This window comes from Paenibacillus nuruki (assembly GCF_963311185.1).
GTDB classification, from domain to species: Bacteria; Bacillota; Bacilli; order Paenibacillales; family Paenibacillaceae; genus Saccharibacillus; species Saccharibacillus nuruki.
Genome location: NZ_OY725677.1, coordinates 3,734,326 through 3,755,654 on the forward strand (window position 1 = coordinate 3,734,326; position 21,329 = coordinate 3,755,654).

Annotated in this window: 23 protein-coding genes; 5 read left to right on the forward strand and 18 right to left on the reverse strand. The window is 41.0% G+C overall.

Annotated features, from left to right (window positions below; genetic code table 11):
* Positions 1–6: 6 nt before the first annotated feature.
* The 4 genes from RCP16_RS16575 to RCP16_RS16590 all read right to left on the reverse strand — a co-directional run bounded on the left by RCP16_RS16575 (position 7) and on the right by RCP16_RS16590 (position 4,213).
* A complete protein-coding gene (locus RCP16_RS16575) occupies positions 7–1,260 on the reverse strand; it encodes a glycosyltransferase family 4 protein (RefSeq protein WP_083243656.1) in 1,254 nt (417 codons plus the stop codon).
* Entirely contained in the window at positions 1,190–2,443 is a 1,254-nt protein-coding gene (locus tag RCP16_RS16580; RefSeq protein WP_069329498.1) for a hypothetical protein, read from the reverse strand. The genes RCP16_RS16575 and RCP16_RS16580 overlap by 71 nt, the downstream gene beginning before the upstream one ends.
* Before the next feature lies 1 nt (position 2,444).
* Positions 2,445–2,987 (reverse strand): DapH/DapD/GlmU-related protein, encoded by a 543-nt coding sequence (locus tag RCP16_RS16585; RefSeq protein WP_161594295.1) that lies wholly within the window; start codon positions 2,985–2,987, stop codon positions 2,445–2,447.
* A 65-nt stretch (positions 2,988–3,052) separates the two neighbouring features.
* The gene (locus RCP16_RS16590; protein ID WP_069329500.1) at positions 3,053–4,213 is read right to left on the reverse strand and encodes a glycosyltransferase family 4 protein; all 1,161 of its coding nucleotides are present in this window, start codon (positions 4,211–4,213) and stop codon (positions 3,053–3,055) included.
* Positions 4,214–4,249: 36 nt separating this feature from the next.
* Here RCP16_RS16590 and RCP16_RS16595 point away from each other — a divergent pair, with 36 nt between their 5' ends.
* Positions 4,250–4,372 carry a hypothetical protein gene (locus tag RCP16_RS16595; protein WP_308640851.1) on the forward strand — a complete coding sequence of 41 codons (123 nt, stop codon included), beginning with the start codon at positions 4,250–4,252 and terminating at the stop codon, positions 4,370–4,372.
* 145 nt (positions 4,373–4,517) lie between these two features.
* Here RCP16_RS16595 and RCP16_RS16600 read toward each other — a convergent pair whose 3' ends face one another.
* The 9 genes from RCP16_RS16600 to RCP16_RS16640 all read right to left on the reverse strand — a co-directional run bounded on the left by RCP16_RS16600 (position 4,518) and on the right by RCP16_RS16640 (position 12,599).
* The gene (locus RCP16_RS16600; RefSeq protein ID WP_308640852.1) at positions 4,518–5,861 is read right to left on the reverse strand and encodes a flippase; all 1,344 of its coding nucleotides are present in this window, start codon (positions 5,859–5,861) and stop codon (positions 4,518–4,520) included.
* A gap of 116 nt (positions 5,862–5,977) precedes the next feature.
* Positions 5,978–6,961, reverse strand: a complete 984-nt coding sequence (gmd, locus tag RCP16_RS16605; protein ID WP_069329502.1) for a GDP-mannose 4,6-dehydratase — start codon at positions 6,959–6,961, stop codon at positions 5,978–5,980.
* A 64-nt stretch (positions 6,962–7,025) separates the two neighbouring features.
* On the reverse strand, positions 7,026–7,964 hold the full coding sequence (locus RCP16_RS16610) for a GDP-L-fucose synthase family protein (RefSeq protein ID WP_069329503.1): 939 nt from the start codon (positions 7,962–7,964) through the stop codon (positions 7,026–7,028).
* A gap of 37 nt (positions 7,965–8,001) precedes the next feature.
* Positions 8,002–8,697 (reverse strand): sugar transferase, encoded by a 696-nt coding sequence (locus RCP16_RS16615; protein ID WP_069329504.1) that lies wholly within the window; start codon positions 8,695–8,697, stop codon positions 8,002–8,004.
* Positions 8,697–9,605: a UTP--glucose-1-phosphate uridylyltransferase GalU gene (gene galU / locus RCP16_RS16620; RefSeq protein ID WP_069329505.1), complete on the reverse strand. Its 909-nt coding sequence runs from the start codon at positions 9,603–9,605 to the stop codon at positions 8,697–8,699. Before galU ends, RCP16_RS16615 begins: the two co-directional genes overlap by 1 nt.
* A 374-nt stretch (positions 9,606–9,979) precedes the next feature.
* A complete protein-coding gene (locus tag RCP16_RS16625) occupies positions 9,980–10,654 on the reverse strand; it encodes a CpsD/CapB family tyrosine-protein kinase (protein ID WP_069329506.1) in 675 nt (224 codons plus the stop codon).
* Complete coding sequence (locus RCP16_RS16630; protein ID WP_308640853.1) at positions 10,638–11,387, reverse strand: YveK family protein; 750 nt, start codon at positions 11,385–11,387, stop codon at positions 10,638–10,640. Before RCP16_RS16630 ends, RCP16_RS16625 begins: the two co-directional genes overlap by 17 nt.
* A 344-nt stretch (positions 11,388–11,731) precedes the next feature.
* Positions 11,732–12,028 (reverse strand): hypothetical protein, encoded by a 297-nt coding sequence (locus RCP16_RS16635; RefSeq protein ID WP_069329508.1) that lies wholly within the window; start codon positions 12,026–12,028, stop codon positions 11,732–11,734.
* Positions 12,029–12,230: 202 nt separating this feature from the next.
* A complete protein-coding gene (locus tag RCP16_RS16640; RefSeq protein WP_069329509.1) occupies positions 12,231–12,599 on the reverse strand; it encodes a hypothetical protein in 369 nt (122 codons plus the stop codon).
* Between the two features lie 462 nt (positions 12,600–13,061).
* Here RCP16_RS16640 and mscL point away from each other — a divergent pair, with 462 nt between their 5' ends.
* Positions 13,062–13,538 carry a large conductance mechanosensitive channel protein MscL gene (gene mscL, locus RCP16_RS16645; protein ID WP_069329510.1) on the forward strand — a complete coding sequence of 159 codons (477 nt, stop codon included), beginning with the start codon at positions 13,062–13,064 and terminating at the stop codon, positions 13,536–13,538.
* 111 nt (positions 13,539–13,649) lie between these two features.
* Here the strand turns inward: mscL and RCP16_RS16650 are convergent, their stop codons facing one another.
* Positions 13,650–13,955, reverse strand: coding sequence for a hypothetical protein (locus tag RCP16_RS16650; protein ID WP_273593070.1), 306 nt, complete (start codon positions 13,953–13,955; stop codon positions 13,650–13,652).
* A 170-nt stretch (positions 13,956–14,125) separates the two neighbouring features.
* On the opposite strand from RCP16_RS16650, the gene RCP16_RS16655 reads away from it, so the two are divergent.
* Positions 14,126–14,755: an NUDIX hydrolase gene (locus RCP16_RS16655; RefSeq protein ID WP_308640854.1), complete on the forward strand. Its 630-nt coding sequence runs from the start codon at positions 14,126–14,128 to the stop codon at positions 14,753–14,755.
* On the opposite strand, the gene RCP16_RS16660 is transcribed toward RCP16_RS16655, so the two are convergent.
* Together RCP16_RS16660 and RCP16_RS16665 are read right to left on the reverse strand one after the other, a co-directional pair.
* Positions 14,752–15,546, reverse strand: a complete 795-nt coding sequence (locus tag RCP16_RS16660; protein ID WP_069329513.1) for a TrmB family transcriptional regulator — start codon at positions 15,544–15,546, stop codon at positions 14,752–14,754. The two genes, RCP16_RS16655 and RCP16_RS16660, sit on opposite strands and share 4 nt — an antisense overlap.
* A gap of 95 nt (positions 15,547–15,641) precedes the next feature.
* Complete coding sequence (locus RCP16_RS16665; RefSeq protein ID WP_308640855.1) at positions 15,642–16,481, reverse strand: zinc ribbon domain-containing protein; 840 nt, start codon at positions 16,479–16,481, stop codon at positions 15,642–15,644.
* Between the two features lie 230 nt (positions 16,482–16,711).
* On the opposite strand from RCP16_RS16665, the gene RCP16_RS16670 reads away from it, so the two are divergent.
* Both RCP16_RS16670 and RCP16_RS16675 read left to right on the forward strand, forming a co-directional pair.
* Positions 16,712–18,793, forward strand: coding sequence for an ATP-dependent helicase (locus RCP16_RS16670; protein ID WP_069329515.1), 2,082 nt, complete (start codon positions 16,712–16,714; stop codon positions 18,791–18,793).
* Between the two features lie 97 nt (positions 18,794–18,890).
* Positions 18,891–19,634 carry a GTP pyrophosphokinase gene (locus tag RCP16_RS16675; protein WP_069329516.1) on the forward strand — a complete coding sequence of 248 codons (744 nt, stop codon included), beginning with the start codon at positions 18,891–18,893 and terminating at the stop codon, positions 19,632–19,634.
* Positions 19,635–19,703: 69 nt separating this feature from the next.
* Here RCP16_RS16675 and RCP16_RS16680 read toward each other — a convergent pair whose 3' ends face one another.
* Complete coding sequence (locus RCP16_RS16680; RefSeq protein WP_308640856.1) at positions 19,704–20,417, reverse strand: hypothetical protein; 714 nt, start codon at positions 20,415–20,417, stop codon at positions 19,704–19,706.
* 12 nt (positions 20,418–20,429) lie between these two features.
* Positions 20,430–21,317, reverse strand: coding sequence for a M15 family metallopeptidase (locus tag RCP16_RS16685; RefSeq protein ID WP_069329518.1), 888 nt, complete (start codon positions 21,315–21,317; stop codon positions 20,430–20,432).
* Positions 21,318–21,329 lie beyond the last annotated feature (12 nt).

The window sequence follows — 21,329 nt, forward strand, 5'->3', positions numbered from 1 at the left end:
TCCTGCTTATTTCATTGAGGTGGATTCCGAATAGACGACTTTCTCTTTGGTACCACCGCTGATTGCACGATTCAGTACTTTATCCAATTTGCCAGCCACGACTTTATGAGAACAATCGCTGATCAACCATTGCATCGCACGAGCTGGATATAGACTGTATTGTGCTGGATGACGCAAAATTTCGTTGATTGCTGCTGCTAATTCTTGTGCACTATCATTACCATAGGTGACAAACATATTTTGGTTAATCAGATTAATATCAGATACACCGGAAGTTAGAACCAACTTACCGTATTTGATATATTCGACCACTTTAGAAGGGAACGAACATTCACTGAACAGAATCTTTTCACGTTGTGTATTTACAAATAAATCCGCTTGTTCCATCAATGCAGCATAATCGTTATCATCCAGAAAACCATGGAATGTGATATTAATACGTGCATTAGACTGACTTGCGATAAACTGTTTTACTTTTTCTTCTAATGGACCATAGCCTGTAATATCTAATTGAATCATGCGCTCAGTGTTCACATGGGGGAGCGCTTCAAGCAGAATTTCGATACCACGGTCGTAATCCAGTCGTCCAGAGTACACCATACGAAATGCTCGATCGGCTGTACCTAGATTCACTTCCTGCACAGGTTTGAGCTTTGCAGGATGAACCGTACCTCCGCGGACAACTGTGTAGTTATCCGTGCGAATTCTTTTCTTGAGTACAGATGTAACAAGTACAGCGCCATCTAACAATTTGTTAGCAAATTTCTCTACCATGACGGTTAGCTTTTTGTAGTACTTATTCGTTTCTGTAACAGCATAGATTCCATCTTCATACTCAACGATAAGAGGTACACGATATAGCATTTTGAACAACATCGCTGGTAATGCGGTTTCTAAGCGATAATTGTAGAAAATCACAGCACGTGATTCACCTTTATGCGCCCGATTCCAACGAACCAGTTGAAAGAATGTCGTAAATAGTGTCAAAAACAGACTGATAAATTTCGCATCTACGGTTGCCGGATAAATGACTTCACTTCGATGTCCAATCGAATAACGATCTGCGCTGAAAAAACGAAATGTATTCTTTTTGAGTAGCAATGGCGAGATCACCGTAATCTGGTTATCGCCTTCCTCCAACGCATGCAAGATACAGTCAATTTTTTTATTGCCTGCCGTATGCTTTGAGCTATATCCCCTTTTCTGGTGCAATTGCTCGTCCACGTAAGGGGCTACGTAAGCGATTGACTTCGTTTCCATGGAGTTGTTCACCACTCTTTAATTTTTGTTCTGAAGCTTTAACATCAAAAAACATTAACATGACGAACAATGGCTGAAAGATCATGTTTTCCGTTGAAAATACAATGATCAGTGCAATAAAGATCAGTATGCTTTGAAACACACTTCCAATCGCTCGCTGTAATCTTGAATAATAATAAATCAGCATAATCAGTAGTAAAGGTAAGCCAAATTGATAACCAAAGGTTAGTAGTGAGTTCGATGAATCTCCGATCCCATACCTTTCCATCAGTACGCTATTGTTCTGGAAGCCCCAACCGACTAGCGGTTTCTCTATCATCAACTCCAGATTCGACGTGGTATCCAAAGATCGACGATCAAACGATTGATTGCCATCTTGAAACTTATCTGCAATAACACCACTTTGACTTTCAAAATAAATGAGCGGAATTAACAGCAACAACGGAATAATGAGCTGTGTCATTTGCTTGCGTTTACCGCTACGGATCAGATAAGCGAAGTAGATCAATCCGCAGATCATATATCCTGAAGTGGACATCGTTGTAAGTAATGTGCCGGTAACGAGAATCAATTGCCATTTGGGCAGCTTCCGGTTGGTGAACAGCATCAGGAAAATGCCCAAATTCAGAAAGACTTGAAAAGCACCAGGTTCCCAGAAGATCCCCTGATTTCGTGACATATTCCAGTTCCCATATACATAAAATGGTGTGATTCGATAAACACCGTTCCACACATCCACTGTTGGGAAAGTGGATCTTACAAATTCAGGGCTAACCACACCCAAAGCGTAAAAAGGTAAACTTAGTAATGCTAACGCAACGATAATCCACTGATAACTTTTACCAGCCTGATGAATATCCAGTCGATTGATAATCATAAAAATCGCTAGAATTTTCAGGATCAATCCACCATAGCCCCCGATATTATCGCGGTATAATAATAGATTAAATAAGATAAAAGCTAAGATGACCATCAAAGTCAAAAAGTGCTTGGGTTCTATTCGCTTCGGAAAGTAAAATACTACTGCTGTTGCGAACAGAATCATAATAAAGAGGGAATAATACAATTTGCCGAATAACACAGAACCCGACGTGATCACTATAAGCACCATCGTGATAAAAATGATGAGCTTATTCTTAACTGTGATATCTATTTTTGGCGACAAAGCCTGTTCATTCAGCATATTATTCCACTCCTTCCAAGTGCTTAATGACTTTAGCCGGTACTCCAGCAGCAATACAATTAGGGGGAATCGAGCTAGCGACAATACTGCCTGCTCCGATTACACTATTGCGACCAATCGTTACTCCTTTGAGTACAATCGCATTCGCACCCACCCATACATTATCTTCAATGATCGTATCGGCTTTACTCACATCTAGCGGATTTTTGTTAAAGCGGCGATTCTCTGGCTTAATCGGATGAAAATCAGTATCACTGATCTGTACGTTTACGCCCAGCATCACTTGATGACCGATACTTACACGCGATACGGCACAAATGCTCGCTCCGCTGATGCCTACATCATCGCCGATCTCAATCACTGCTCCTTCTGCAAGGGTACGAATCACTGTACGATGATTAAGACCTATCGGATTGCTATAATCCGATGAACACAAAATAGCGTTATGTCCGATTCGAATCGAGCTTCCCTTTTCTCGATCCACAATCGGCATTCCTACAGCGATCAAGTTGTTACCAAATTGAATCTGCTGTTCTTTCAGCATTCTCCGGGTGAAGACGGTAGAACACTTTTTAGCTATTTTGCGTTTGAAACGTATAAAGCTTGTGATCATACCGTTTCCCTAACAAAGAATCGGTTATAGAAATCAAATGTCCGCTTGGTGTTCTTACGCGCATCGAAGTTCTCTTCTGCAAAAGCCAGTGCATTTTGAGAAAGCTTCTCGTACAATGCTTTGTCTGTACCGATCTTAACCATATAATCTTCCATCGCTTTGTGATTACGATCCTCGAACAGGAAGCCTGTTTTGTTATGAAGAATCAGTTCATTTGGTCCACCAATATTGGTAGCAATCGCTGGTTTCTTCATCGAGGCTGCTTCGATAATACTGCGTGAAAAGTGAGGTTCTACAAACGGGCACATCATCACATTACTTGCGGCAATCAATTGCGGTACATCATCACGGAAAGCCAGTGTAATGATCTGATCATTTCCTTTAGCTTCTGCCATAACTTTGTCTTCATACGCATTATTTTTATTAAAGTAAAATCCACCAACGATCAACTTGAAGTTCGGATGATCTTTGCTGATTTTGTTAAATGACTTCACCAGATCCAATACTCCATTGCCTGTTACTACACGACCAATGTACAAAAAGACGATATCGTCATCGTCTATACCGAGTTCCCGACGAACAGGAGTCCCGTTTACATCTGGATTGTAGGTTCCAAAGTCCACGAAGTTGTATACGACTTCTAATTCTTTACCATTACTATCCACCGTCTCGGAATCGAACTGATCGATAGAGATATAACCGTCTACATATTTGTGATTCATACGCTTCAAGATATTTCCGGCAAATGAGTTCAACAGCGGTTCACGTACGTGACAGACCACTTTAGTATCTGGAGATACTTTTTTAACGGCTTTTGCCACTTGGAACAAACATGTGCTGTTCAAATGAACGATATCTGGTTTGTATTTACGAATATATTTTTTAGCTTGAAAATAAGTTGGTAATGCTCCGATCAGATTACGAATAAACAACTTCGGTCTCATGCCAGAAACTGTTGATCCGTGGAAAGGAAACATGCCTTTAGCCACTTCTACAGGTAATCCACCGGATTCCAACAGTTTTACTGCCGGGCCATTGCGAATCGTTAGCACGTGTCCGTCAAATTTGGTCTTATCCAGATGACTAATGAGATAAGTCAGACTTTTCGGTGCTCCGCCCATGAATCCTGAATGATGGACATATAGTACTTTTTTCATCAGCTCTTACCTCCTTATGTCTGTGATTAAAATGCTTTGAAATACGAAGTGCTCAAGTTTTTCGGAAAAGGTACACCACTTCGTGAACAAAATCGTTCTTGTCGTCGCTTGTTGTTATCGACTCCTTTGATTTCCCGCTTTGCGGTAAGGACTCGATAACAAAGGCGAACGCTTCGCTCTTTCAGAATGATTTTGCACCCTTCGTTCCGACGCTTGTCCTATACTTGAACACTTCATTTCAAAAATGATTTGTAAGCAAGATATAATATCGGTCTGCATGTGAAGCAAACCCTTTTAATGTAGATTAGTTATTGGTTCTGACTTCACGTTTGCCAGGTCTAAGTTTGTTGAAGATGGCGGTGAAGGGAGAGATTAGTGTTTTGGACATCATGATGCCGGATACGCGGGTTTCTTTGAATAAGAAAGTAAATGCGTAACTGGATACGATAAATGCCACCACTGTTCCCATCGCTGCGCCGACTCCACCGAACATAGGAATCAGAATTAAGTTAATTCCGACTTTGGCAACAGCACCCATGACCTGACTGATCAGTTCAAAGCGATACAATCCTTCGCTAATGATCCATTTATTTAAGGCAGCTCTCATAAAGACGAAAAGACATGCCCATACGTGAATCACTAGAATACTGATGGCGCCTGTGTATTCTTGACCGTATAAGATCGAGATCACCGGTTTAGCCATAAACGTGACGACAATACAGATAGCCAGTGCGAACCAGAACAGCATATTGTACAGCTTTTGCAGTTCGGCTTTGTAAATATCAGGGCCTAGTTGCTTGTTTTTGATCATACTCGGAAAGTACGATGCAGCGACTACCGTCGGTATGACGTACCATACTTCAGATAGTCTAGCGGCTACAGCGTATACTCCAACGGCTGTCTCATTGATCATGTAGTTCAGCATAACCTGATCAATTTTGAGATAGATGATCGTGGAGATTCCGGCTACGATCAAAGGCCATGAGCTATTCATCAACCGTTTACCAAGCGGCCAGTTAAATGACCATTTGGTAAATTGAATTTTGTTTCCCTGTGTGAATAGTAGGAAAAGAAATCCAAGAATTAACTCTAGTGCATATGAAACGGCGAACCAGATTAATGGTGCGTGCATCACGACAAGCACTATTTTCATAATGGTGGTTAATGCAAAAGCAGCACCTTTGGCATAGACAGCATATTTGGCTTCCACGACTGAATCGAACCACTGGGAAATCACATCCAGCGGTTGAAACAGAAGGTTAGCTGCAATGATGACCATGCTCCACTGTACGACTGGATCTTGTCCAGGCAATGTAAAAGCAGCAACAACGGTAATTGCAAAAGCAATCAATCCACTAAACAGACGTAATAATGAGACTGTTCCGAGAATTTCCGTTTTATTATCAGGGTCTTGCACCAGTTCTTTGACAATAATATTAGCAAGTCCTAATGGAACAACAGCACCAATAATAGTGACAAAAGCAATCGCGAAATTATATTGTCCAAATTGCTCGGGACCCAGATAACGCGCTATCCAGATACTGATGATCATGTTGATCGCAAGTCGTCCGAACTTGTCCATGATCTGCCAGTTGGTATTGAAAAAGATTTTGCGTTTCTCTGGCGTCATCGAAAATTTCTTTCGCATTTTGGCGATCGGGTTAGCCATGTGGTTATCATCTCACTTCATCATTTTGCAAAAGTCCGTGGCAGTAAGTTACCCCTTAACTGATCTTTTCCTATTCGCTTTATGAAAGGAATCGATTAATATACAGGTACTTCTACTGGTCTTCCAGCATGACGTTTAAGATCTGCGTCCACCATGTTTGCTACCAATTGTTTGAAACCAACTTCCAATTCCCAACCCAATTCTTGCTTCGCTTTCGTGCAATCACCAAGCAACAAGTCTACTTCTGCTGGACGAACAAATTTCTCATCAATAACTACATAGTCTCTCCAGTTCAGACCCACATGATCAAAAGCAACTTGTACTAGCTCTTCAACCGTGTGCATTTCACCTGTAGAGATAACGAAATCGTCCGGTGTATCTTGTTGAAGCATCAACCACATTGCTTTAACATAGTCTCCTGCAAAGCCCCAGTCACGTTGAGAATCCAAGTTACCTAGACGAAGCTCTTTGGCTAGACCCAATTTGATCTGTGCTACACCGTCAGTAACTTTACGAGTTACGAATTCAAGACCACGACGTGGTGATTCGTGATTGAACAAGATACCAGAGCAAGCGAACATGTTGAAGCTTTCACGATAGTTAACTGTGATCCAGTGTCCATATAATTTAGCGACGCCGTAAGGGCTACGCGGATAGAAAGGTGTTGTCTCGATTTGCGGGATAGCTTGTACTTTACCGAACATTTCACTACTGGATGCTTGGTAGAAACGAGCATCTGGCTTAGCAATACGTACCGCTTCTAACATGTTCGTTACAGCAAGTGCAGTCAGTTGACCTGTCGCAATCGGTTGTGGCCAAGAAGCCGCTACGAATGATTGGGCTGCCAAGTTGTATACTTCATCCGGATTAGAAATACGTACCGCTTCGATCAATGAAGCCAAATCCGTCAAATCGCCTGAAATCCATTCGATTTTATCTTGGATATGCGCTACATTTTCATAGTTCGGTGTACTTGTTCTGCGGCGAAGTCCAAATACTTGATATCCTTTTTCTAAAAGCAATTCCGCCAGGTAAGATCCATCTTGTCCAGTAACTCCAGTAATTAGTGCTCTTTTCATAATTAATTCCCTCCACAGTATGTTTTTATTTTTTTAAAATATATTTGAAATGTATGAGTTTAATTTATTGATTTACAGCAACCGTATTACGGAAATCAGCATAGACAGCGCGGATACCTTCTTCTAAAGGAATACTTGCTTTCCAGCCCAATGCGTTAATTTTAGTTGTATCCACCAATTTACGTGGTGTACCATCTGGCACGCTTGAGTTAAATACCAAGTCGCCTTCGTACCCAACAATGTTTTTGATCATCAGCGCCAGGTCTTTGATCGCGATATCTTCACCAACACCCACATTCACGATTTGGTTATCTTCGTAGTTGTCCATTAAGAACAAGCACGCATCTGCAAGATCATCCGCATGTAGGAATTCACGTTTTGGTGTTCCTGTGCCCCAGATTTCAACCGTTGGGCTGTTATTTTCTTTGGCTTCATGAATTTTGCGTACCAATGCTGGCAATACATGAGATGATTTAAGATCGAAGTTATCATTCGGACCATACATATTCGTAGGCATTGCTGAGATAAATCGTGAACCGTATTGACGGTTATAAGATTCACACATTTTGATACCTGCGATTTTGGCAATCGCATAAGGTTCGTTTGTTGGTTCCAACTCGCCTGTTAGAAGATATTCTTCTTTAAGCGGCTGTGGTGCGAACTTCGGATAGATACAAGTTGATCCTAAGAACAACAATTTCTGTACTCCGTTAAAGTGAGCTGCATCGATAACATTTGTCTGAATCAACAAATTGTCGCGAATGAAATCAGCAGGGAAATCGTTGTTAGCCGCAATACCGCCTACTTTTGCTGCGGCTAGGAAGACATAATCAATCTTTTCTTGTTCAAAAAAGCGATACACATCGTCTAGTTTACGCAAGTCCAATTCAGAACTGCTGCGATAGATTAAGTTATTATATCCTTGTTTTTGTAGCGCACGTAGGATTGCAGATCCAACCAACCCTTTATGTCCAGCCACATAGATTTTGGCATCTTTATTCATTAATGTGTCACCTCGTCCTTATCTTATGATGTTGTTCTCAAAACGCGTCTTTAGAACCGAAAAGGACTCTAACTGTTTTGAAAAGAATATAAATGTCGAACAGGATTCCTCTTTTCTCGATATATTTCAGGTCTAGATCAACCATTTCTTCAAAGCTTAATTCATTACGTCCGCTTACCTGCCATAATCCGGTACATCCCGGTATAACACTTAGACGCAATTTGTCACGTTTAGTATATTCTTCGACTTCTCTTGGCAATGGAGGACGTGGTCCAACCAGACTCATATCACCGCGAAGTACATTCCACAATTGTGGAAGTTCATCGATACTCGTTTTACGAATAAAGCGTCCGATACGAGTAATACGTGGATCGTCTTTCATTTTGAACATCGCACCCTGGATTTCATTCTTCTCTAATAGTTCTTTCAGACGCTCTTCGGCATCCGATACCATTGATCTGAACTTGTACATCCTAAATGGCTGTTCATCTTTACCGATCCGTGTCTGATAGAAAAATACTTTTCCTTTGGAGTCCTCAACTTTAATCAAAATGCCAAGTACAATGAAGAGCGGTGACAATACAATTAGACCGAGCAATGAGCAAAAGATATCCAACATGCGTTTCATCAGTACATAAAAACGTAATCTAGCTGACGTTTTACCAACATGTCTTGCATAAAATTCGCTATAGTTCGCCCAGGCTTCCGCTTCACTCCCTTGTCTTGGAGTCATTAGCTATCACCTCTTACCACGAGCAACTCTTCTTGCAGTAACTCTCTTTCCAATGTTTCTTTAAGAGAACGCAATAAAGGTGCTTTCAGGTCTTCGTTTCGTAACGCAAATTCGATCGTTGTTTGAATAAAACCTAATTTTTCACCTACATCATAGCGTGTACCCTGGAAATCATAAGCGAATACTTGTTGCAATTCATTTAAGCGTTGAATCGCATCCGTCAGTTGAATCTCTCCACCTGCGCCTACTTCTTGCTCTCCTAGAAATTCAAAGATTTCCGGTGTAAGCACATAACGTCCCATAATTGCTAGATTGGATGGTGCTTGACCTGCTGGCGGTTTTTCTACAAATTGGCGAACTTGATGAAGTCGACCAAATTGTTCCGACGGATCAATAATTCCATATCGATGTGTCTGATCTTCAGCAACGGTTTGTACACCGATAACTGATTTCTCAGTGAGTTCGTATTGTTCAATCAATTGACGTGTACAAGGCGTATCGGATTGTACAATATCATCACCCAATAACACGGCAAATGGTTCGTCTCCAATAAAATTACGTGCACACCATACTGCATGCCCTAATCCTTTTGGCTCTTTCTGCCGAATATAATGTATATCGACTTTAGAAGACTTCTGAACTTCATCCAGCAAATCCAATTTGCCTTTTTCCAACAGAGTCGCTTCTAATTCAAAAGCATTGTCAAAATGATCTTCAATCGCACGTTTACCTTTACCAGTTACGATAATAATGTCTTCAATACCCGAAGCGATAGCTTCCTCAACGATATATTGGATCGTTGGTTTGTCTACGATCGGTAGCATTTCTTTCGGCATAGCTTTGGTTGCTGGCAAAAAGCGTGTGCCTAGCCCCGCCGCGGGAATGATAGCTTTACGAACCTTCTTCATAAAATCACGCCCTATCCTGTTTTTTTTGTTTTTGTGCATCATGCTGGCCAAGTTGCAGGTATGTAAGCATTTCGATCTCAACCTTTTCATAGAAGGTGAGGTCGCTGCTTAGAGCCTATTGTTGCGGTAGGAAGTCTGAAGACAGGAGTTATATTCTCTCCAATGGTTTTTTACTATAACGCACATCTTCAGCATCTTCACATTCAGGCTCTCTTACATTATAAGAATGCGGGCATTTAACCCGTCCTCACCATCATACCCTTGACGATAAACGTCTAAGGCTACTTACATAGCCCACAGCATGACCGAGTATCTCCAGTGATATGGGTGCAGGAGACATTACCCCAAGCTTGACCTATATAGTTGTAAGTCAATTATTGCTCTTCATGATAAGCCGTTGATAATGTTTTGCGACTCGCTTGATTGAGTACCGCTCCTAATACATGAGCACCTACAAATTCAAGACTTGCTGTAGCTTTGACAATATCTTTACGACTGGCTCCACCTGCTTTGATAACCATGACAACACCCTCACATAGCGGCGTCGCTACCTGTGCATCGGTAAATGGTAACAAAGGCGGTGTATCGAGAATTACAAGATCGTATTCGGACTTCACTTCTTCCATTAACGCTTCCATCCGTTTAGAACCCAAGATTTCAGAAGGATTCGGAGGTACAGCACCGGAAGTCATTACACTCAGATTCAATGTTCGTGTCGATTGAATCGCTTTGGATAGATCGTCTTTATCAAATAACACATTGGATAACCCGATATTGTTAGAAATGTTAAAAATACGATGCATGGCTGGATTACGTAAGTCTCCATCAATAATGAGTACGCTACGCCCTGTCTCAGCATATGCTATAGCTAGATTAGCAACAGTTGTACTTTTACCTTCGCCCAATGTAGCAGAAGTGACGATAATGCTTTTCACTTTGGCATCCAATCGGGAAAAATCGATATTTGTACGCAGACCTTTATAAGATTCTGCGATCAATGACTTTGGATTCTCTTTGGTAATTAACGGCCATTTAAGTGTGGTTGGCACGTTCTCCACCTCCTGTAAACGGCTTAGCTGGTACTTTCTCTTTTGCCGTCATGTCTTCTTCTTTCATTTTGGCAATCACTCCAAGCACAGGCATTCCGAGAACATCGCGGATATCTTCCTCGCTTTTGATTGAATCGTCCATATACTCCAACAAGAAAGCAATAGCGATACCAACAACCACAGACAATACTAATGCAATAAGAACAAATAACATTGGGCTTGTTGTAATCGGTGCTGTAGGAACACTAGGATCTGCTTTGTCCAAAATAATGATGTTATCAAAATTCATTAATGTTGGAATCTCACGTTGGAACACGGCTGCAATCGCATTTACTTTTTTAGCAGCACCTTCATAAGATGTATCCACTACCGATACAGACATAACTTGTGTTTCATTGACTGCATTCACACTCACCTGATTGATCAACTGAGAAGCGTTAGCATTCAAATCTGGATACTCTTTTACCACTTTGTTCATAATGGCAGGCGTTTTAATAATTTCTTTGTACGTTTTGATTAACTGAATATTAGAGTTGATCGCTCCGATATTAGCGGTTGTACTATCCTCACCTGCTGTTGGACTACTGTTTACAACCAATTTGGCTGTAGCACTGTATTGCGGGTTATTTGTCATATAAGCGTACACGCCAGTTCCGACCGTAATCACCACAATAATCAAAAGTACCAACCATAATCGCTTTTTAATAATATTAAAATATTGTTTAATCTCCACAATCCTACCTCCAATTACGTATAAGTTGAACGGATCTTCAGGCTACGAACCTATGCGACCGTTCTTTATGTGTATATTGAATGACTTCAACACTCCTCCTATTTTGAAAATATCCCCTGATGACCAATGCCTAACATGACTCCACCCAAGTTGTATCACAATCAGTTACAGTCTGTCATTTATTTATTACAAATTTGTAACATAGTTTGAATAAGAAATAACGGCGTTCACATAATTCCTAGATTACGAGAGATAGCCGTCTATTGTGACTGGGTTGGAATCGCTAGAGTATCACAACTCTGTCCATAAATCTAATTGTGTGTACTGCAATAGTAGGAAACATCTTAGGTGCCGAGGTTAGCAAATGTTGTAACTTCTTCATCAGCCACATGATCCGGATACACCTGATAGGGGTTTGACGGAGTTTGAAAAAAGGTTTGTGTATGAAGTGGTTGTTTAGCTGCCCATTGAGTTGAAATAGCTGTCCATTCACTTTGACTTGTCTCCAACACTTCTTCGTTAACTGATGTCCTTGATTCTATATGAGTCTTTTCTTGAAGCGGACCGTCAATCAATCGAATCAGCATAAATACTTCTTGAGGCGTACCCTCCATATCAATACCTTTAAAACTGATTTTCATCACGCGCCCACCTCTCTTAAAATGATTTTATAATTTCATCGCATAATAGCTAAGCTTCTAAATTATTACATTTGTGTAATATGATTTCCAATCCAAAAGTTATTCGTTTTGAATAACTCCTGCGCTCATTATAATGCGTTCTGAAAATTTTGTAAACCTCTTTCAATTGCAAATTTTCTTACATTTTACTTTTTTAGGCAATTTACTTCTCTTGTTTTGTGATAAATCCTTCCAAAGTACCGCCATTATTTATATGTTTTACAAGATCATCTGCACTGGCTGTTAGACCCGATTGTTTGAAAAGTAAGTCTACTAACACAGCAACATTGACTCCATTTTGCGTATTTGTATGCAAAGGACGATATGTTTTACCTTCATAAATGCCATACTGATGGGATATTTCTTTAGGTAATGGAGAAGTTGCTTTCGTAAGCCATTCATTGACATCAAAATCTTTATTGCTTTCTTTTTCCTGTTTGAGCGATGGATCTACGGAAAGTTTATGAAAGAAAGCTTTAACACCATTCCGCTTTTGAATCCACTGATCATTAAGGACGTTCTGGTTTCTCACAGTTATTTCCCTCCTGTTAATCCTGTCTCTTTTTATTCGTTTCGCATAATTATAAAATAGGTTATCTGAAAATCATGTCGAAATCTAGTATAAAAATAAAACTTTATTTATTTAAATTTCGACTTTCTATCCCTTTTGAACTGAGCAGAAAGCAACACTAAATGTCGGATGACTATACCTAAGACTCACTTTATTTGAGCAAAGTATCTAAATTGAGTCTTATTATCTAGTTCCCAATCAAATAACAGGTAACTAATTAAACAATTCAAATTTTAGGTTTATAGCCTATTATCTTCTTTACATGATTATAATTAGGAGTATAAAGTCTAAATAGTTGTCATTATTCCATTTCTTCCACTGTATTACTTATGTTACGATTGAATTGTTCAAAAGGCATAATGGAGCATTACCCCAAAGTAACGTGAATTATTCATAAATGCTAAAAGAGAGGAATAAAGAACTATGGGATTGTTAAAAGAATTTAAAGAGTTTGCGGTACGCGGTAACGTGATCGATCTTGCAGTTGGGGTTATTATCGGAGCGGCTTTTGGTAAGATTGTCACTTCTGTCGTCAATGATATCATCATGCCTCCTGTTGGGAAATTGCTCGGAGGAACTAACTTTTCAGATTTATTCTGGGACTTAGACAAAACGTTCAGTGGTTCTACAGCAACATATGCTTCTCTTGCAGAGGCTCAGCAAGCAGGAGCGGCTGTTATCGCATACGGACAATTCATTAATACGGTTATCGACTTTCTGATCGTTGCTCTATGTGTGTTCCTATTAATCAAAGGAATCAATATGATGAAACGGAAAGAACACGAAAAGCCTGCACCTGAGAAAACTACACGCGAATGTCCATACTGTATGACTGAAATTTCAATCAAAGCCAGTCGTTGCCCGCAGTGTACATCCGAGCTACATAAGGCACATGCGTAAATATGCACAAAAAACCTCTTTCCATCAATACGGAAAGAGGTTTTTTTATATAATCAGAATAGATTGCAACCTTGTAATCATTTTTCTGCTCCCTCTGTATCATTATACATATTAGATAGGGCGATTAGAGGTAGGCAACAAGTTGGACAGTATTCCTTTTAAATCCCGATCTTCTGTAAACTTTTTATCACCGGTATCCAGTTCTTTTATACGAATATGGTGAAAAGGAGCAGGCGACTGGGTAGGCATAAAGCGTAAAGAATCTCCTCTGTCTGCGGTCACTTCATATTTCATATCTTTGAACATTTCTTCCAACTGTTCTGTTGTAGGTGCTTTGCCATCTTCGACAAAAACAAGACCTCTTAACGCCTTCACTTCATGGTCATGAATAACATCAAATTTTACAATACATTCCATTGTTTCTCATCCTCTCCGTATATTAGTATTTCTTCTCTGTAAGAACTCTACTATTATAATAGTAGAAAGTCGTTTTTTTTACGTAGCCAAAACAACTTATAATTCAATAATAGAACAAATATGTGCTGTTTGAATATGAACTATTTAACTTTGAAGGGAAGTGTCACCAAATGGTAACAACTGAAATGCTCGATATCTATGATGAACAAGATCAACATTTAGGTACATGTGAACGCTCTGAGGTTCATCGACTAGGACACTGGCATCATACTTTTCATTGCTGGTTAATCCGGGATACTGTTGATGGAAGACTATTGGTTTTTCAAAAGCGTCATCCTGATAAAGATACTTTTCCTGATATGTATGATATTACGGCTGCTGGTCATTTATCTGCGGGTGAGACATTTATAGATGCTGCACGCGAAATTCAAGAAGAATTAGGACTTCCACTTCGTTATGAGCAATTAACTCATGTATTGGATATTCGTGATGAGACATTTGGAAGTACTCGTCATGGAGCATTTATAGATCGTGAAGTCAGCAGTGTATTCGGTGCATTCAGTCCGTATGAACTTCCTAAGTATCAATTGCAACAAGATGAAGTCTCCGGTATTTTTGAAGCGCCTTTACAAGCCATGATCGAACTTTATCAAGGAAAATGCAATGAAGTGATGGCTTCTGGGGTCTATACGACAGATACCACAGCAACGATTCACAAGCTCACTGTACATCGTGAACAATTTGTTCCTCATGAAGGGCATTATTATATCGATGTTTTCCAGAAGCTGCTCACTCTTTAATCGATATCTTTGTGTACAAAGCTAGGCATATATTTATTTAAAATGTGTTCATATCCTTCTCCATAGCGCTGAATCAGCTCAGCACCCAGGTCATTTTCAAGTTCAAACAGAATAATTTCCTGGGCAAAATGCTGAAGTAACAATTCTACCATCAATGGATGTTCTGTAACGATCGCTTGAGCAGGCAATTCATCGCCTCTCATACCTACAATACACCAACGCCGATCGACCACCAGCCAGAACTTGCGTCCCCCTTGTTGACTCGCAGTTAAAGGCAACATGCCTGAGAATTTCCCATCTTCGTCACCTTCAAAAGACCAAAGTACTCGTACACCCCGTTGTTCTGCTCGCTCTAATCCTTGCCTTGACCATTTGGCTTCTTCCCGCCATATTCCTGCTACAATCTCTTCGCTCGCTTTATCCAGTTCACGATTCAATGTCTCAATCACTTTACGTTCTCCTTCTACAATAAAGAAAGAAGGTTGTTCATGAGTTTCACTAGGCATATGTTGTTCTAAATAAGTTAATGATTCGCCCATCTGACCTGAGATCATCTGAGTAAATTCTTTGATCGGCATCATCGTATAACGAGCAGGTTCGCCTGGTGTCAGTTGGATCACTCCTCGTGATACCAGACGTTGCAGTGTAGCATATACATTCGATCTTGATACACCCAGTCGCTTAGCCACTTCATAACCGGATTGTGTCCCTTGCTGAGTCAGACTTACCATCACTTTGGCTTCCAGTTCAGTAAACCCTAGATGGCGTAAATGGTTAAGCAATTGTTCCATCAGGTGCTTCATCCTTCCCGATTGGTGTTCAGAAGATGTCTATTGATGTATTGCAGATACGATCATTATGCTTACCGAACAGTATAATGTTGAAATTATAGCTGTTCTGCGCCACAGTTCGGGCACCATTTGGAACCTTTTTGCAAAGAACTTCCGCATACCTGACAACTGAACATATCTGTTCCTAGTTCAGGTTCCATCTCTTCTTCGATCACTGGCGCAGATGTAGCTGTTGCCGCCGCAGGAATAACAGGCTTCTGCACAGGCTCTTGTTGCAACTCTTCTTTTTCCAGTTTCACTTTCGGTTCAGGTTGAGCAGGGTAATCTTCTTCATCCGGGTTCTCATCGACACCTAGATTTTCTTTCCATGAACGAACCAGACGATCCAATTCTTCTTGACGTTCATGTTCTTCACGTAGACGATCGGCACGACGTGATTCTTCTTCGTCCACAGTCATGTCTTGTAACTCTTCGTCTTCTTCGTCCAATTCCTGTTCATACTGAGTAGGATAGACGATAGGTGAATTACGTTCATCATCTGGATCATCGCCAAATCCTTGCTCACGTTTAGACGCAACCGGTAACTTTTCCATTTTGCGTCCACAATTTGGACAGAAATTAGCTTCTAACGATACAACGGTTCCGCATTCGCATACCCGTTCGTTTTTCAAAACAGCAATCTTCGTATGCACTTCATCGATTTCTTCCATAAGAAGATCACATGCTTTGCACAAATCAGTCATCTCTTCTTCAGCAAGAGACATATCTCCGGCACGGTACCCTTCGTAAAATACTTGACCCATCCGCAAATAATGAACCTCAATCTCGCGTTCAATATCTGTCACATGACCGTTTAACCGGTTAATCTCTACTGCATTCTGTGCACGCTCGGTCGCTTTACCTGCGCCGCTTTTGAGCCGTTGCAACAAATTCATGACTGTTCTCCTCCTCTAATTCACATCATTTCATCATGTTCTCATGGATGAATGATCGTTACCGTTTTCATTGAATTTTTCATATGAATATACTCGGGGTACTACTTCAACTGCTATCTATCCATTATAATAGAAGGATATGTATAGCAGTACCCGGATACGGGTTGCTTCTATCATACCAAATTTCTGCTGTACTTGAAAAAGATAAGCCGGAAAGGAAGATTTATCTGTTGAAAGACACCCTATGGCAAGATTACCCGAGACCTCAAGGTATTCAACCGCATACAACTGTTCCGGCTGCCGAAAGCGCACCTCGTGATACCAGTATAACCCTTATTTCGGATGAAGAGGACGATGCTTCGTTTTTCCGTGCTCTGGAAAGTCAGGGTATTTTACTGAACGCACCGCAAATTGAAGCTGTTCGTCATGGCACAGGTCCACTTTTGGCATTGGCTGGAGCAGGTTGTGGCAAGACGACTGTATTGACTGCACGTGCAGGATATTTACTCTCTGTACGTAACATAGATCCGCGTCAGATTTTATTAGTGACATTTACCACCAAAGCCGCTGCTGAAATGAAATCCAGAATTGCCGCTTTGCCCGGCATCTCCGCCGCCAAAGCACGTGCTGTTGAAGCACGTACGTTTCATTCATTTGGGCTATTGATGCTTAGACGATATGGCAATCTGAAAGAAGAAATCTTCGGTGATGCACGTGCCCAACATGCGGTATTACAACGTTTACGACGAGAAATTGGTTCGACAAGCACCACTCCACCCGAGACGTTACTAGCTACCTTATCGGCGATGAAGCTAGATGGCGGATCCGCAGAGGATCTACCTAAAGATACGCCTGAAGAGCGAGATCGTTGCGCTTTACTTTGTCGTTATGAAGAATGGAAGCAAGAATATCGCCGGATCGACTTTGATGATATCTTGTTACGTACCGATATATTGTTAAACGATCCACATACGTTAGCGATATTACAGGAACGTTTTCAATATGTGATGGTCGATGAATTTCAAGACAGTAACCGACTGCAATACGGAATGGTTCGTAAAATTGCAGATGCTCATCGCAATCTTATGGTGGTTGGTGATGATGATCAGACGATCTATTCATTTAATGGAGCGAAGCAAGAATACATTTTGAATTTTCCGCAAGAATATCCGGGAACCAAAATTATTGCACTTGATATTAATTATCGGAGTCATCCGCAGATTCTAGGTCTGGGTACACATATTGTGACTCATAATACAGCTCGTCATCACAAAGTATTGAAAGCTGGCGTAGCCGCAGGACAAGCTCCACGTTATCTGCGTCCTGCACATGCCGATGCTGAAGCCGATCAAGTGGTTCAACGATTGTTAGAACAACAAAAGCAAGGGATTCCGTTAGGTGATATTGCTTTACTTCATCGCACGATAAGCGGTACACGAGCGATTGCAGAACGGTTGTTGATGGAAGATATTCCATTTATTCAATACGGTGAAGCTCCTGTATTCTATGATCATGCGCTGATTCGACCAATTATGGATCATTTACGCTTAGCCGTTAAGCCAAGGCGGATGGATGCTCTTCCCGGCGTGATTGGCCCACTCTATATCTCTAGAGATGCAGGGATGGATCACATTATGATGAAAGAACAGCAGCAATCTAAGAAGTATCCTTTAATTCATCTGTATCATTGGGATCGACTCAAATCTTTTCAGCGTCAACAAGTGAAAGATCGGATTGTGTTTCTCAAAAAAATCAAAGAAATGAAGCCACTGTATGCCATTCAAGAAATTCGGCGTGTATTTTATGATAAATTCGCCAGTGCAGACTTTAGTGGGCCAGCGACCCGACACAAAGATACAATTCGTGAGACACTGGATGAACTTGAAAGTGCTGCTGGCAAATTTGCTACAGTAGAAGAAATGGTTAAGTTCGCCGATGAATTATCTATGAAACGTGAAAAAATGACTGAACTACTCAAGCAAGAATCACCGCAAGGTGTTCATCTGATGACGATTCATCGTGCCAAAGGATTAGAGTTCCCTTGTGTGTATCTACTGGGCGCTTCGGAAGGTATTTTACCGCATGAAGCAGCTTTGCAAGATTTTGCACCTGAAGATGTGCGGGCTGCGCAAAACATGAAAGGTCCTGATAAAGAAGGGATACTGATGAAAGCCGCACTAGAAGAAGAACGCCGCATTGCTTATGTTGCCGTTACACGTGCCAAACAAGAGCTGTATGTGTCTTCGCCTGCAATGCATCATGGTAAAACAGTTGCGCCGTCACGCTTTTTGATCGAAGCGTTTAAATCCTAACTATTCGTAGTCTTTATGCAAATGTAACGCTAGCTCTATAGCCTTATATTTTGTTTCCCTTTTCAACCCATGTACAATAGAAATAGAGGTGAATCGTATGAGTGAATTAGACAAGATTATTTCGCTAGATCTAAACAATCTAGATTTAGCTAAGCTTAAAGAAATCAGTGAACATGCCGATACACTTAAACAATTTGAAGAGTGGAAAAAGCTACCGATTTTGTATGAGCTAGCATTAGAAGAATTGCAGAATAAAATCAAATTAATTCAAGCCGAATGGGAATTAACCGATGGCTTTAGCCCGATCGAACATATTAAGACTCGTCTTAAAGATCCCAAAAGTATGATCGAAAAGCTTGTTCGTAAAGGACTGGATACAACGGTCGAAAATATTTTTGAACATATTCATGATATTGCAGGTATGCGTATCGTGTGTGCTTTTGTGCAAGATATTTATCGCATGTTCAACCATCTTCAACAACGTGAAGATATCAAGATTATCGAAATTAAAGATTATATTGCTAATCCCAAATCCAATGGATATCAAAGTCTGCATGTCATTGTAGCTGTTCCACTGGTCTTAATGGAAGGCAAGCGTTGGATCAAAGTCGAGATTCAGTTACGTACACTGGCAATGGACTTCTGGGCAAGTCTTGAACATATTATTTTCTATAAATACGACAAACAAGTCCCTGCACATATTGTAAATGAACTGACAGAAGCTGCCAAAGCCGCAGATGAATTGGATCTTAAAATGCTGAATCTGCGAAAAGAGGTATTATCCCTAGATGATTCGGTCACTCCTCCACCTCCATATGTACGCAAAGAATCATCAAATTAAGCTATAAATACACACCAAAAAGCATGCGATCTCCATTATAGGATGAGAATCGCATGCTTTTTGGTTCGTTTATGAGGCCACAGCTTCGAATGTAATTCGACTGACTTTCATTGCTCCGGCATCCCACTGATAATGCAAAATGGCTGTTCCGACCGCTTCACCATCTGCTAATTGAGCCGCCACTTCTGCGGTTAATGTATGATCTTCATCCAGACGATAATCAATAATATTGCCGAACTGAGGCAATTCATTTTTATCGGTAGCTTTCAAAGACAACTCGACCGCAGGCTGATCGGTGACAGTAGCTTTGACCGAAGATGTTCCTGATTGATGCACCACTGAAAAGGAAACATGCGCTTTGGTATACGCTAGTGCATCCTCAACAGTGATTTCAGTCTGCTCTTTGGTCTCAATCACATGGGCTTCGGATATGTATACACCTGTTCCATAGCCTTTAGTCGTGATCACAATCATCTCTGCTTGCCCGTCCCCATTTAGATCTTGTTCATGAATCATCGGTTCATAACCCGGGTTGCTTACTGTCTCCCAGTCATACTGTTGCGCTTGCTCGCCCTGACCTTCATCAATCGCTATGTTGTGATAGACACCGTTCTTCTCTTCACTCGCATACAGACTGATCTTGCCTTCTTGAACCAATGGCGCAACTGACGCTTCAACAGATGGAGTCGACTTCTGAATCGATGCGCTTGGGTTAAACGCACATCCGGTCGCTTCCAACAGTAAAATAGTAGCAAATACCGTCATTTTCCGCCGATGGTTCATAGCTTCCCTCCTTTATTTTTGAATCTGATCTTCATCAAAATATTCTTCAAGCGTAAGATTTTTAGCGGTAACATCTTGTGCTAAATCTTTGCCGATATAACGAATATGCCACGGTTCCCATGTATACCCTGTTAGGGCATCTGCACCTTTTTTGTAACGAATCACGAATCCGTACTCAGCCGCATGTTTGGCTAACCATTTGCCTTCTGCTGTTCCTCCGAAAGACTGCTCCAAGCCATACCCGATACCCGGACCCGATACATCTATGGCTAGTCCTGTCTGATGCTCACTGGTTCCCGGCTTAGCACTCACACGGTCAGTGTATGCTTGTCCTTTGGTCGCTACATTATTATTGTAAATCGTAACCTGACGTTTGTATGAACGGTACCCAGATACCGCTCGTAGATCCAGACCTGCTTTTTTGGAAGCTGCAAATAGTTTTTCTAATGCTCCTGCGGCTTCTTTACGCATATGGCTTTTTTCTAATACGCCGTCATATGAAAAAGCGACTTTCGGTACAACCAAATCAGGCGGAATATATCCGTCAGGCAGCGAACGTTTTTTGTTAACGATGACTGTCATTGATTCAGGATTAGTGATTACCATTTTGCCATTCATCTTTTTGATCGTCGATTGAAGAGAACTATCTTCACGCTGTTGAATCAATGGATCTACAGTGCTGGCTGTATTGCTCGCCGTAGAAGCAGTGCCACTGGTCGAACCTGTTGTCTGCGCAGTCGACGAATCGTTACCTGCTGTTGTAGCAGCTGTATTGTTGGTCGGAGCTGTCGTTGCCTGTTCTGCACTTGCTCCACAACCTGCTAATAAGACTCCTGATAACAATACACTTGCTGGAATAATCATGTTCCATTGCACACGTAATGGCTTTTTGGTATTCATTATAAATCTCCT